The 14,751-nt window shown below is 37.7% G+C and carries 9 protein-coding genes; all 9 read right to left on the reverse strand.

The window, feature by feature from the left end:
• Positions 1-128: 128 nt before the first annotated feature.
• Positions 129-1,952, reverse strand: a complete 1,824-nt coding sequence (locus H3Z82_RS14185) for an SLC13 family permease (RefSeq protein WP_182206167.1) — start codon at positions 1,950-1,952, stop codon at positions 129-131.
• 22 nt (positions 1,953-1,974) lie between these two features.
• A complete protein-coding gene (locus tag H3Z82_RS14190; RefSeq protein ID WP_182206168.1) occupies positions 1,975-5,682 on the reverse strand; it encodes a ShlB/FhaC/HecB family hemolysin secretion/activation protein in 3,708 nt (1,235 codons plus the stop codon).
• A 158-nt stretch (positions 5,683-5,840) separates the two neighbouring features.
• Positions 5,841-6,680 (reverse strand): alpha/beta hydrolase family protein, encoded by an 840-nt coding sequence (locus H3Z82_RS14195; protein ID WP_182206169.1) that lies wholly within the window; start codon positions 6,678-6,680, stop codon positions 5,841-5,843.
• Between the two features lie 21 nt (positions 6,681-6,701).
• Positions 6,702-7,991, reverse strand: a complete 1,290-nt coding sequence (locus H3Z82_RS14200; RefSeq protein WP_182206170.1) for a phenylacetate--CoA ligase family protein — start codon at positions 7,989-7,991, stop codon at positions 6,702-6,704.
• Positions 7,988-9,667, reverse strand: a complete 1,680-nt coding sequence (locus H3Z82_RS14205; protein WP_182206171.1) for a C45 family autoproteolytic acyltransferase/hydolase — start codon at positions 9,665-9,667, stop codon at positions 7,988-7,990. Before H3Z82_RS14205 ends, H3Z82_RS14200 begins: the two co-directional genes overlap by 4 nt.
• A complete protein-coding gene (locus H3Z82_RS14210; protein ID WP_182206172.1) occupies positions 9,660-10,544 on the reverse strand; it encodes a cupin-like domain-containing protein in 885 nt (294 codons plus the stop codon). The genes H3Z82_RS14205 and H3Z82_RS14210 overlap by 8 nt, the downstream gene beginning before the upstream one ends.
• Positions 10,545-10,682: 138 nt before the next feature.
• Positions 10,683-13,106 (reverse strand): MMPL family transporter, encoded by a 2,424-nt coding sequence (locus H3Z82_RS14215; RefSeq protein WP_182206173.1) that lies wholly within the window; start codon positions 13,104-13,106, stop codon positions 10,683-10,685.
• On the reverse strand, positions 13,099-14,298 hold the full coding sequence (locus H3Z82_RS14220; protein ID WP_182206174.1) for a DUF2062 domain-containing protein: 1,200 nt from the start codon (positions 14,296-14,298) through the stop codon (positions 13,099-13,101). The genes H3Z82_RS14215 and H3Z82_RS14220 overlap by 8 nt, the downstream gene beginning before the upstream one ends.
• Positions 14,299-14,313: 15 nt before the next feature.
• Positions 14,314-14,685, reverse strand: coding sequence for a 3-hydroxyacyl-ACP dehydratase (locus tag H3Z82_RS14225; protein WP_182206175.1), 372 nt, complete (start codon positions 14,683-14,685; stop codon positions 14,314-14,316).
• Between the last annotated feature and the right edge of the window lie 66 nt (positions 14,686-14,751).

The raw sequence follows: 14,751 nt of genomic DNA on the forward strand, positions 1-14,751 counted from the left end.
TTGTTTGAAACCTTAAAATTACTAAAGCTAAGCGTAACACCTGCGAAATTTGAAATTTTTACCGAATAACGATATAATAGGGGGCTCATTTTAGGATATCGCAATTAAACGGAACTATAATATTGAATTTATAGGTCGGGCAGCATGGTTGATAGTAGAAGTGTGCCTACAATTAATAAGAGAATAGATAATAATCCTCCAATGATAAAAAAGTGCCTGAACTTATAAATGCCGGTTCCATAAATCAGAGTATTGGTTTGGTAACCCATAGGGGTGAAAAAACTAAAATTGGCCGCAAACATGACGGCAAGAATAAATGGCTTTGCCGGTAAATTTAATCCAGCAGCAAGGGTGATGGCTATGGGGGTTATGATAACCGCAGTGGCATTATTGGATATGAAGCCGCTTAAAATCATGGTGATGCCAAAAAGAACCCCTAAAACGATGAGGTTGTCCTGACCTGTAAGAGCATTCAGAAGCACTTCAGAAATCCAAATATCCGTTTTGGAATTGTGCATGGCAACCCCTAACGGAATCATACCTGCCAATAAAAAGATGATCTGCCAGTTCACTTTTTTGTAAATCTTTGATAAGTTAATGCAATTGGTAATGAGAAGCAAACCTACACCGGCCAATGCACTAGAAAGTATAGATAGCACACCACTTGCAGCTAAACCCACCACCATAATTAACGCTATTAAACTTAAAGTTCTTTTAGTGGGGTTGATATTATAATCTTCCTCATGATGCAGTAGAACAATGGTATTGTCTATGGAGTAAAGATGATTGATTTCTTCTTCTTTTGCTTTTAAAAGTAATTTGTCTCCAGCCTGTAAATTAGTGTTTTTTATGATTTTAGGAAGATTTAAGCGCATTCCTTTTTGAAACTGTCTTCTGTTCTGAATGCCCAATGGTCGGGCCACATTATAGAGCAAGTTTTTAATTTCCGAAAAAGATTTGTCTATAAATTCTGATCCAGGAAGTATCAATAACTCTACATAGCTATAGGTTGTTTTATCAGTATCATTCTCTTCATCCTCATTTATATTTTCAGGAAACGACAATTCTTTCTCGGCAGTTAGTCTAAAATCCTCTTTTGATATGGACGCATAGGCTTTGACATCACTTAAAACTACCAATTTATCATTAACTCTTAGGGTGGTATTTGGGCCAGGGTTGTCATTGACAATATCATTACGAATCAATTTTAGAACGCGGATATCAGGATTTTTATAAAATTTAGCATCCGAAATTGGCGTCCCAATAAGCTTTGATTCAGGTTTTAAGGTCAACGAAAACATAAAAGTGTTATCAACTAACGTTTCAGTAAGATCATTATTATTGGATTTTGGTAACCATCGGCTTGCAAAAGTCATATATACGATGCCGGTAGCTAATAGAATAAGGCCGTAAAGCGTAAATTCAAAGAATGAGAACTGTTCTGCACCTAATTTTTGTGCAACTGAATTCACTAAGAGGTTAGTGGAGGTTCCCATTAAGGTACAGCTGCCGCCTAAGATGCCTGCAAAGGAAATGGGCATCAATAATTTTGGGGCTGAAAAATTATACTTTTCTGAAAGCTGGGCAATAATCTTAATAAAAATAACTACTACTGCAGTAGTACTAATAAATGATGAAATAGACGCCGAAATCAGCATGAAGGCCGGAACCATTAAAACCATCGGCAGGATTTTCAATTTTTTAATGGATTGGGTCAAAAGATCAATCACACCATTATCTTCTAATCCTATGGCCAAAATCATGAGCATAAGGATGGTAATGGTGGCAGAACTTGAAAAACCACTGATAGCCTCTTCAGGGGTTGTCAAGCCAGATAAAACAAGGGCCACAATGATAAGGAATGCAATCTTATCAATGGGCAGAGCTTCTGTTGCAAAGAGTAGGATGGTTACTCCAAGAATGATAAATACAAGGATGATCTCAAAACTCATTGCAACACTTTTTTAAACTCTATTAAAAAGCAAAGCCAAAACCTATTTGAATTATGGCATCTTCTTCAGATCGGAAATATCCGGCATTGACTGAAAAAGCGTTTAAACTTCCTATCCAGAAGCCGCCCCCATAAGAATTATGCCAAGTGTTGGAGGCGTCATCGGCCAGCCACACCCTTCCGTAATCAAATCCACCGTACAGCCCAATGGTTATTGGCGTTACGGCAGTAATGTATTCTTTTATCCGCCATTTTAGATCGGTACTGTGATAGAAGGATGATTTTCCTGAAAAACGATCATTTCTATAGCCTCTCAATCCAGAATTTCCACCGATGGATTGAGCATGGTAAAATAAATAATTATCCCCAAAGTTGGTTCTGATTTCCGCTTTTGATCCCAACACCAAATCTCCTGAAGGAATTAATCGCTTATCAAAGCCTAATTTCAAGGCGGCATAACCAAATTGGTTATTCTCTAATTTTAAGTTTTTCTTAAATCCGAGTACTGCTTTGAAATAAAGTCCACGGGTTGGAAAATCCATGGCATCGGCGTTTTCGTACAAGATATCGGCCTCAGCTCCTACATAACTCTGACTTTTAAAAATATCTTCGCCAAAATTATCGGAGGTAAAGAAACGGTTTGAATTTTCCTCTACCTTAAAATTCTCGAAAAGCGCATGAAAATGAATACTTCGGTAGCTAATGCCACTTCTAAATTTAAATTGTCGGATTCGGGCTCTATTAAAATCTTTGCTCACCGCATCTTTATCATATTCTGTATCATTACCGAGACCAAAATAGTTGTTAACAAACCTTGAACTCGTAAAATAAGCTATAGTTTCAAAATCCCAGTTGGGGATAATGTTGGCAAACAGACCTACGTATTCTGCTTCGATAGCACCAAAGTTAAAAAAGTAATTGGCAGAAAGTGAGTGCTTATATCTAAAATCCTCACCATTAAATCCATGATTGGTGTAAGTATCTTTCAAACCTAAAAAGATACCATTGTCTGATTTGTAACCTGCACTTGGAAAAAGAACATTACTATTCTCAATAAATTCTCTATAAATAAAGGTGTTGGTTTCGTAAAGTGGCGTAAAATGTTTTCTTGGCGTTTTATCTGTAAACTCTGCTTTTTCGTGTTTCCAATCGTACACTTTTAGTTTTTTACGATTACTGACTCCAAATACGTCATCGCCGTGGCCACCAATTAAACGTACCATGATTTCGTGATCCCCTTCTCCAGAAACTTCAAAGATGTCGTCGTCATTTAAACCATAAATCCAGAGTTCTTTTGTCGCTTTTCGGTCAAATGTACGTTCAAAAAATATCGGATTTGGCGCATCGGTTTTTAATCGTTTTAAAACAACTTTGGTTTTCCCTTGTGGCAATCGTGTAATTTCTATTTTATCATCTTTATTGGTGCCGTGGATGACTACAGTTTTTTGCATTATATCACCATAACGTTTGGCAATGTCATCCAGATTTTTCAATCGGCCCTTAAGTTTACGCTTGATATCTTCAGAAGTTTCATCTTGGATCTCGGTTGGTAATCTATTAAAAGCTTGCTCAATAACTTCATCAGTTATATTGGATTGGATTATTTTGGCTTCCTCCACCCAAACCGAAGCATCATATTTATTCAAAAATGCAACATCCAGATTATTGGGTTCAGCGTTAAACCATTTTACATTCTTGATATCCGTATCGTAAGACTGCCAAAATCTGAGGTCAGGCATCAACATTTTGATTAGGGGAATGGCGACACCGTCAAATTTAGAAAAAACGGCATCTCTGTCTCGAGGGATGGGAATGAAGCGGACGTCATCATCATTGATTTCATATTGTACCCAGCGCCACTGATCTGCATGCCGGTCCCAATCACCAAGCAACATATCAAACAATCGGGCACGGATGTAAGCACGTTGGTCAATGGTGTACTTTTCGTCTCTATTTAATTTTTCAAGAACATCTGTGGTGCTTTCAAAATTTACGGCTTCTCCTTTTTCTTTAGGGTTTGCACGTGTATAGCCTTCATAGTCTCTTTGCGCCATCATGGGACGTTCTTCAATAAAATACAATTGGTCGCCATAATCAGGTCCCAAGAATTTAAAACCCGGTTGTTTTGGCACATAGTACAATTGGGTGTTGGCATGGTTGATGCCTGCCGATTTTGCCAAGGGCTCTACCACCAATTGCATGTAAGGATGCGCGGTGCTAAAGAAGTCATAAACCACATCTTCAGCAAAGGTGTCTTTAAAGTCTTCTTCTACGTAGGCAATGCCTGGTACTTTGAATCTTAAGAATTTTAAAGCGTCTTTTTCAAGTCCCCTCATGGCATATTCCTTTCCATCAATATCTTCAAGACGTGCAGAAAAGGATTGGTGGCCACCACCTTTCTGAGTGACTTTCAAACCTGAATATAGGGTGTCTAGAATTGCAATTTTTGCGGTAACCGGTGTTCCTAAGTAGGAGCGATAACGATCTCCCCAAACAAACTTATAAAACCCTGATTTGTCCAGTTTATCCTTATCTGTAGTTATGGGAAGTGTTTTCTGAGTTTCAGTAAAGGATGGGATTGGATACTCTTCTTTTTTTTCTGGTAACTTCGCATTGAGATCAAATGCATAGGTGTCATTTTCAGTAATAAAGCGCACATCCGAGGACCCATCAGCGTAGTAGTTAACAATTGCAAAACCCTTTTCACCATAGGTGAATTTACCCTCAAAATCTAAAGACCCACCTATATTAGCAATGGTTCCTTTAGATAGTTTTGTTCCTGTACGGGACCCTATGGATCCACTTATGACTTGACGAATATTATCACTTGCCAGATATTGTAAACTTTCTTCATGTCCTGAAACAATGGTCACACGATCATTGTCCTGCACTAAGGAGCTGATAACGTTACGTAAGTAATAATAGCGAAGCGAGGTAAGTTTTTGTTTTGAAAAACCTCCCAGGTCAATGACCTCATTGACAATGTTGCCCAGTATTGGCAAAGGTATGATGCTTTCTAGAAAGGTTTTTTTACCCGCATATTTCCCATTGCTAAAAATAGGGTGGTGCATTACAATCAAAAGGTTTTTTCCTCTAGAGTCCTTAACATAGCCTTCAAACTCTTCATTAAACCGGCGTTTGGTGTTAATATCCGTACACTTTCTGTTCATGCCTTCCACGTAATCCCAATTGGTTTCTAGCCAATTTGAATCTACATATAGAATATCGAGGGTTTCATCAACTTCAACGTATTCTAACGGACAGACATTGGTAGGCTGCACTTCAAAATTTTTGATATTATTGTCTTTTAAATAATCTTCAACCCATTCAATTTCCTTAGTATTGCCACTGCTCCATTCATGATGTCCAGGAACAAAAACAGTTTTACCCTTGAAATCCTTGGCCAGATCAACTTGTGCTTTTATATAAGCTTCTCTTTCATGCTTGGTTGCTTTTTCAGGAAGATAATCACCAGTATAAAGTAAGGTGCTTTTCTTATCAGCTTTATCTAAATAGGACTTTAGGAGTGATTGAAGTTGAGGATTGGCGTCAACATCTACAGTTCCCAATCCGCCAACAACATAGAATGAATGGGTGGGATTTGTTGTGGAATTGGTATCCTGAGCAGAAATTTTTGATTGTGGTTTGTAAGTGGCACAGGATACCAGTACAAAAACAGACAAGAACATCAAAATCTTAGTCATAGGACGCTTAAAAATAGTAGTTATCATAGAAAATAGTGGGTTCTAAATTATAGAATCCTTACTGAAAATTCATAAAGATTCATAGATGTGCATATTATAAATTGTTTCAATCATGAGCGTACCCATTTGACATAATTGTTGACTGCATAGTTTAGAAACAAATTTTACGTACGAGTCAATCCAAATTAATTGATAAATCCAATACTTTTTTGAACGACCATTTTTAATGGCTTTGGAAGCGTGCTGTCTAGCCAAGGATGTGATGCTCCAAAAACATGATCACTGTTTTTTATAGGAAATAGGATGCTTTTAGGATTCCAAGCGTGTAATGCTTCTGCTTCACTATATTTAACTGAAGGATCGTCTTTGGCATGGATGATCAGATGAGGAATGCTTAGCTTTTTTACCGCCCGCTTGATGTTTAATCGCGTTTCATTCGCTTTGAAATCCTCATAAAACTGATAATTGTGCGGTAATTGCTGTTTTGTCCTACCGTTAAGCACGTATTTAACACCGTCTTTTTTCCATTGCTCGAGTTCACCAGAAGTTGCAGTTCTTTTACCGAAATCGCTCACACTTGCCCATGTAATCAACTGAGTGATTCTTGAGTCTTCAGAAGCTTTAATAGTTGCAATACCACCGCCGCGAGAATGTCCGATAATAATAAGCTGGTTAGGATTAATTTCTGCTTGAAAAGGGTTGGATGTTGATTGCAAAAACTTAATAAGGTCATCCAAATCTTCAAGTTCCTTTGAATAATTATTTTCTGCAAAGGCTTCCAGATCAGGAAAATCAATGGGCTGTTCCATAGTCCCACCATTATGCGAAAAATTAAATTTCACAAAAAATAAATTCGCTTTGGCAAAGGCCTCTGCCACTAAATCCCAAGCGCCCCAATCTTTAAATCCTTTGTAACCATGACAAAAGATGACCAATGGTTTTTGAGCGTTCGTTGCGTTAAAGAAAGCGTCCCAAAGGATGGGCTTTTTATGTGATCTTTTTAAAATGATATTTTTTTCTGTCATGGTATCTATAAAAATAGGCCATTATTTTCGTTTATCAATGACAAGAATGGGTTTTCGACTTAATTTAGGAAAACGCAAGGCGTCGATCACATTTTTATCCGACCATTCTATCATCGGAGTGACCCTCAATTTGGCCCTAAAATGATCTTTTATTTGCCCTAATAACTGGTTTGATGGCGTGGCTGAGGCAATTTTAATTAAAATTTCATCTGTTCCAATGGCGTTGTGGCTGATTTCAATAACAAAACACTCTAAAGCGGTGAAGTTATTGAGAATGTTTTCCATAGCTGGCGGATATAATGTGGTGCCCTTATATTTAATCATTTGTTTCTTACGGCCTGCAATTGGCCCCAGTCGCAACGTCGTTCTTCCGCAAGAACAAGGTTGGGTATGAGCTTTCATCATATCGCCCGTTTTAAAACGCAATAAAGGCATGGCTTCAATACCTAAAGTGGTGATGGTAAGTTCACCAATTTCACCATTCTTTACAGATTGGTCGTTGTCATCTAAAAGTTCAACAATAATGAGTTCTGGATGGAGGTGGCCGCCTTGCTGTGCTTTGCATTCGGTAAAGGCCGTGCTCATTTCAGTGGAGGCGTAAGTTGAAAACAAATCGATTTGCCAATGTTCTGTGATTTTTTCGCCTAAAGTATTTAGGGTGAAATCATCATTCCTGAAAGATTCCCCAATGCAAATAGCGCCTTTTATACCTGAAGCATTTAAATCGATGTCATGCTGTTGGGCATATTCGATCAGTTTCAACAAAAACGATGGCACAACGATGAGGTAGGTGGGTTTAAATTTGATGATGGAATCCCATTGCAATTCTGGCACCCCCGCACCGACTCTAATAATGCTGGCTCCCAATTTTCTGACGCCTAAAAAGTAAGCTAAACCTGCCATAAAACGACGGTCCATAGTGGTCATTAGCTGTATTACATCACTTGAAGTGACCCCTGCACAAGCAAAAGACATGGCTTCGTTATAAGCCAAACGCTCCAAATCGGCGTCGGTAAGGGCGAAGGTCACGGGATCTCCCAAAGTTCCGGAAGTCGTTACATAATCAATGATTTTAGATTTTGGTACGCAGATAAAATCATCATTAAATTGTTGGAGGTCGTCTTTAGTGGTCACGGGAATTTTTGTCAGATCCTCAAGCGTTTTAATTTCTGATACCGTAATCTGATGCTCATCAAAATGCCGTTTGTAAAACGGAGAATGCTCTGAAAGATAGTTCAGGGCGATTTTGAGCTTAGCTTCCTGAAACGATTTTATTTCTGCTGCAGACTTGGTTTCTATGTCAGGAATCATCGTGATTTTCTTTTGGATTTTTTAAGATATTTGGCCACTTTTTCTGCGTCAGGCCGGGTGGTTATTTCCAGATTGGACGCTGTTTCAAAATTTTTGTATGCCTTCTGATAGTCTTTTTGATTGTAAAAAGAAAGTCCTGCAAGATAATAGGCTTTCCAATACTTCGGGTTCAATTCGGACAAATTCTCAACAATCCCGTCGTCGAGTTTTTCTTTAGTGTTCAAAGCATGTTCTACTTTAGCTTCCAATGTCCGATAGGCTTCATAATTTTTATAAGCTTCTGTAGATAAAAAGGGATCTGCAGGAATGTTCAATTTTGGATTGGATACCGTCATTGCTGAAGGATTTCCTTGTCTCTGACGAAACACTGTACTCAAATCATAAGCCACAAATTCACCCAATTGGTACGGATTGGCGGACACCCATACTTTTAACTCTTCGGGTTTAAAAACAATGCCGTGATGCGCCAATAGTTGATTTAAAGCTTTTTCGTTGCCATAACCAATCTCTTTATCGTCCAATCCTTTCGTATTTCTCAATATTGAAACGGCGCGCTCTGCATTGATTTTATCTTTTTCTAAAAGCAATTGTGCCATCCGATCGTATCGGTATTGCGAATGGCTATTTTGGATGGTTTTTTTATTGCGACGGTCTTTTTTATAGGTGTCACTTTGAAAATGGTTGGCACAAATCAACTCATCTGAATTTTCGACATCGTAAACCCCAAAGTCCTTTGGAGAAACTTCTATCAAAACTGCTTTATGGTCGATCGCGCTACCCACCATGATGGCCTCTGACACAAATACTTCACGCTTTTTGGCGATAGCAATGGCTTCTTCAATGTTAGAAGCATATTGCAAAATCTCTCGTGTTACGATAGAAATTGGTGTTTTGGCAACCCATGGAATTTTAGATTTCCCTGCGTTAATGGTCACGGTCAATCCTTTTTCATTCATTCCAGAAACGACGCCAATAAATCCGCTCCACGAGATGGACATGAATTTATAGCCCTCATCGGGATTGATGAATGAGACCACTTTATTTTCAGCAAAATCATCACCGGCATAAAAATCAAAGTTCCTACCAATTAAGAGTCCACCGTCCACCGTTTTTTCATCCCAAGCGGCAAAAGAGGTGCAGCCAACTAAGGCGAGATCTTGCAGTGCGTGAGCAATATCGTGCGCACCATGAAGATACATTGCTCTCAAATAAGGCGTTGCAATGGCATCATAATCGTCCGACATATAGCGTGAAATTCCGTAAAGTTCAGACTGATATTCGTTGGGAACGTGTTTGTACATTTTACGATTGTACCAGGACAGGAATTTTCTGAGGAATTTTTGTTGGCCTTCCGATGGCACCAAACTTTTGATTTTATTCATAAAAACAGCCTCTTGTTCATACATCAACTCTTGAGACAAACGTCCAGAAATGAGACCGCGTTCCAATGGATCGCCTTCCACATAGAGTTCCCAAAGTCCCTGTTTGTTTTTAGTCAGAAAATTATTGCCAACAAAAAACGTAGAGTCATTTATTTTTGTACGCTCGGGAATATTTGCATTATAGGCGTAAACATCCGGAAGGTGGTTAAGTGATTTTTTAATTCCACAGGAGCTGAGGCTTAAAAATAATAACCCACCGAAAAGAAAATAGAGTATGTGATGCCTTTTATGCATCTGTATGCTTCTTTTTATAATTTTTGTTCATGCGTTTCACCATTCGGTTTTCTTTGTAATCTACCCAACCTTGACCGATGGTTCGTCGCATCAGATTTTCAAAAGTCCGCATAAAAACAATATTCGAAAACAGTTTTGCCAAACGCCCCACTTTTCTCGGAAACGCACGTAGGGTGATGGAAAAACCACCATCCATGTAGGTAATATAATGCCAATAGCCACTTGGCATGTACAAGGCATCACCGTGTTTCATTTCAACTGAAATGCCTTTTGCCAGTTGTAAGGCTGGATATTTTTCAAAGTCGGGGTTGTCCATATCAATAGTTTCCAAGTTGTGAACTGTAAATGGTACTTTATAGAGATGTTTTGCTTGGTCTGGAGCAAAAAGAGTGACTTTTTTATGGCCGTGGAAATGGAAATGTACCAAATCGGCCAAATCCATGTCATAGTGCGCCAGAACTTTGGAGCCTTTACCGCCAAAAAACATGACGGGTAATTTTTTGAAAAATTGTAATCCGATATCTGGATAGTTGAAATCATTGAGTAATTGAGGCATTTTTTGAAGCACGTTATAAAAAAACATCCTTAAATCTGTAGGTTGCGTTTTTAAAATTTCGATATAATCGTATAGCTTCATTTTTTTTGCCGGCACTACAGAGTTTTGACGGCCTTTGGTGGGTTCATTATTATATAAAGGCACAATTTGATCTCCGGCTAAACTTTGGATATAATCTAAATTCCATTTTTTATATGCAGGCCAATCCTTCGTAAGATCCTCGATTAACACCGGCTTTTGAGGCTTGAAATAGTTGTTGATGAAGTCTTCCTTGCTGATGGATTTTACTCTGGTAATTGGTGATGTTTTGATGGTTCCCATAATGAAGGATTTTGCTTGACAAATTACTTAAAGTTTTTCGGATTATTTCCCACTGTTTTTTTTTGCGAATGACGCTGATTTCCACAGATAGATTTTCTTGTATTTATGTTTGCGTTCATCTGCGAAATCTACGAGAGATCATTTTTCAGTAGATTTTTTTGAAATTAATAAATTATACAAAATCGGTTGCAATACAAACGAAATAAACATGGCTGTAAGAATTCCAATAATAGAAATGGTCGCTAATGAATGCAATGCTGGATGTTTGGCAAAAATCAATACGCCAACGCCCAAGATTGTGGTTAAAACGGACAAAATAATAGATGTTTTATGTGTAGCCATGGATGATTTTCCTGAGCGCATTCCGTTGGTCATGAAAATACTATAATCGACTCCCAATCCAAAAATAAAGCTGGAAATGATGATGTTGAAGATATTGAATTCCAAATGGAAAAGTCCCATGATCCCAATAGTAATAAACCAAGTTATGATAATAGGAAGGATCGTTACCAAAGTCAATTTGAAGTTTTTGTAAAATAGTAGTAGTAACAGCACAACGACAATAACACAGTAGATCAACAATTTGTTAAAATCGTTTTTAAGATGACCCAACAACGTTTCATTGATTGCTTGCCGATCAATAACAAGTGTGTTTTCCGAATCTTTAAAGGTGTTTTTAATCTCATCAATATTCTCATCTCTAACATTGACCACTGAGGTAATAGTCATAAAATTTCCGTCTTCGGCAATAAAATCGGAAATCGGGATCACATTAATTTTTCTATAATCATCAATTGATAAAGGATGAAATTCGTGATTTAAAAGTGCGTAGAATTCTTGAAATGTGCTGGGTTTAAACCCGAATTTACTTCCGTTTTCAATTAATTCAGATTGAGTTTCTGCTTTTAGTTCTGAAGTCCAGAACCGCTTCCAATGTCGGATAGATTCCTGTTGTTTCTTATCTGAGCCGACCAAAGCACCCACCGAATTATAACTTAGAACCTTGTTTTCTGTTTCTAAATCTTGAAGTTGATTGAAAATTTCATCGTTGGTTTCCAAAACCTGTTGCTCATTATTTCCAAAGGCGATAACGTATAATGATTTGGATGAAATATTGATCAATGTGTCCAGTTTCGCTTCCGCAGATTTGATTGTTTCAGGTTGAAAATTCAAATTGGAAATATCATGGTTAAAAGTCGCACGTTGGTAGTTAAATCCGCTTAAAATTAGAAGCGCGACAATACTGCCGATTAGGATTTTATTTCTATGAAAATCGTACGAAGCTATTTTATCAACTATAGAGCGTTTTGTATTCTTTGTAGAACTTCCTTTATAAAATTGCGGAATAAAAATCAAAGCAAAAACAGACGCACCCATAACACTGATGGCTGCAAAAATGCCTAAATCTTGAAGTGCAGAAGAATCTACAAACATTAAACATAAAAATGCCAATGCGGTTGTCAAGCCACTCATTAAAATAGGTTTTGAAACGCCATCGAAAAGTTCTTTTGCCGTTTCATTATTTCGGATATGGGTCAGGATGTGCAACGAGTAATCCAATGTAACGCCCAATAGTACGGCACCAATCCCCAGCGAAATTGCAGAGATTTCAGAACGAATCACGGATAAAACAGAGATGGCTAAAAGTCCGCCAAAAAGGGTAGGAACGAACAGTATGATGGGAATGGTCAACTTTTTATAGAACACAATAAAAAGCGTCATCAGTAGAACCATGGCAATGGATACTGTAATCTGAATGTCGTTTTTAATCTGTTGGGCGTTGGCGACGGCAATCAGCGTTCCACCAAAATAGGAACTTTGCGCCTTGTCTTCGAAAACGGTATTTAATTCGTCTTGAAATCTATAGAGTTGTTCGGAAAACATCGCATTGTCCGTGGTATTATTACTGGGATATGCAGGCGTTATGAATAGGAGCAAATGACGTTCATTTTTGCTGACCAAAAATCCATCTTTTAGGATAAAATCATCTGAAATTCCTAATTGCTGTAAATGCTTTAAAGCCATCAATGAGATGCCCAGCGGATCTTTTATAATGGTTTTTTTGGAAACAATTCCCGAAGGAGAAATCAAGGTTTTATAATTGTTTTCTGTGATTTTAGCAATGGAATCGGGTTGTAATTTATTAGAAATGGTCTTATAATCCTCGGTTTTTAAAAACAAAGGGACATTGCTATAAACGAAATCCATGGTTTCAAAAATGGTTTCGTCTTCTATTTTGCCTTGAATATCTTTTATAAATGAACTCGATTGTGTAGAAAGAGAATCTAAAAGTTGAGTGGCATATTCGGTTAAATCATCTGTAGTTCCATCTTTAGCTTTTTCAATGTTGACGATGATTTTATCGGCAAATTGTGCGGTCTTTAAGACTTTTTGTAAGTGTTCGTTTTCTGAATTGCTCGGGATTAATTTGGAGATGTCTTCATCAAATTTAATGGTAGAGGCCGTCCACATCAACAGTCCGAAGATAATAATCAACGCTATTACAAATAGCGGCTTGTACTTTTTAAGTGTTTGATATAAAGTGTAAAAAAACTTAGCCATGCGTCAATACTTTTTTAGTATCAATAATTAAAAAAAACACATAACCCAAGAGGCCAAATATCAAAGCAGAAGTAGTAGAAAGCACCAAACTGCCAACAAGATAGGCTTCTAAATGTACCATCAAATCAAAGTTTTCTTGAATGCCTTCCAAAGTGTAATGCGATTCGATTCCTAAGACCCAATTTCCGGTTTGTAAGCTCAATAAAAGTACAAAAGGAATAAATGGAGGAAAACTGATATTAGAAAAAGCGAAGGCGATAAGCTTGTTAAGCCTGAGTAAAATGGCCAAGAATATGACAATTACGGTATGAAAACCCCAAAGAGGCGACAAGCCAAGAAAAACGCCCAGAGCGATGGAAAATGCTTTCTTTTTGGGAGAATCCTGATTTCTTAAAAAGTCTTCAAAAAAAAATCGTTTTAAACCTTTTTTTTTTAGTTTTCTGAAAAAATTACGAGGTGTGATATAAAACAGTCTAACAAGTAAAAACCAAGTATATAGGACGACCATTCGTGCAATATCCATAAACGGTCGGAAGTGCGATACACGCTCGTCCATGTCATAAAGTATTTTGATAGGAACGTGTACAATTTCAATACCCGCCCAATACGACTTGACGATGACTTCAATTTCAAATTCAAATTTTTTAGTGGCTTTCATGAATTTGATGGAGGCCATTTCCTTGATAGGATACAAGCGAAAACCAGATTGTGAATCCTCAAGTTTCAGTCCTGTCGCGGCTTTCATCCAAAATGTAGATACCCGATTGCCTTTGGCACTTCTTGCCAAGACATCGGCAGTGTTCATGTTACGGTCCCCAATAATCAGTATGTTTTTGTCTTCGGATGCTTCAAGTGCTTCAATAAAATTAGGAATATCTGACGGAAAATGCTGACCGTCAGTGTCTAAAGTTATCGCATAATCAAAACCCAAATCAACGGCATGCTTGAATCCTATTTTTAGGGCATTTCCTTTTCCAACGTTTTGAGACTGATGGAGTTGGATTATTTGCGGGTAGTTTAATAAAATTTCTCCTGTGCTATCATCTGATCCATCATTAACGACAATGATGTCCGTGGTGTATTGTAGAGCACCGTTTAAAACCCGCTCCAAAGTCTTCTCGTTGTTGTAAGTAGGTAAGACCACACAACAGCGTAAAGATTTTATTTGAGATTGGATTTCAGAAAGCGTCATAAATTTGAGACGTAATTAGCGTTTGTCAAAGGTAATATAACATTTCAATACTGGCATTCCGTCTGTAAAAGAAGTGGTGTTTTTCACCTTGACATGCTCATGATCTTCCTCTAAAGTGATGCTGAAGTTTAAGATGGCGTTTTTATTTGGATCCACCAACGATAAGAATTTGACATTGGATGCCGATTTTAAAAACAAGGATTGTTGAAGCTGATTTTCAGTAAGTTCTTTAATTATCTGCAACATCGCCACACCTGGAGTTACTGGGAAATTAGGGAAATGACCGTTAAAGATTGGATGCTCATTTTGGAGGACAATAATGGTCTCAAAGGAATTATCCTCAAGAGTTTCAGACGTTTGGATTTTGTAGAAATTAGTCAGTAACATAATTGTTTTTCACAGGTTTTCTCTCAGGAGATCTTTTTCATGAATTTTTTCTCTCGCAGAGACGCA

It is taken from the genome of Gelidibacter maritimus (assembly GCF_014062315.1).
GTDB lineage: Bacteria > Bacteroidota > Bacteroidia > Flavobacteriales > Flavobacteriaceae > Gelidibacter > Gelidibacter maritimus.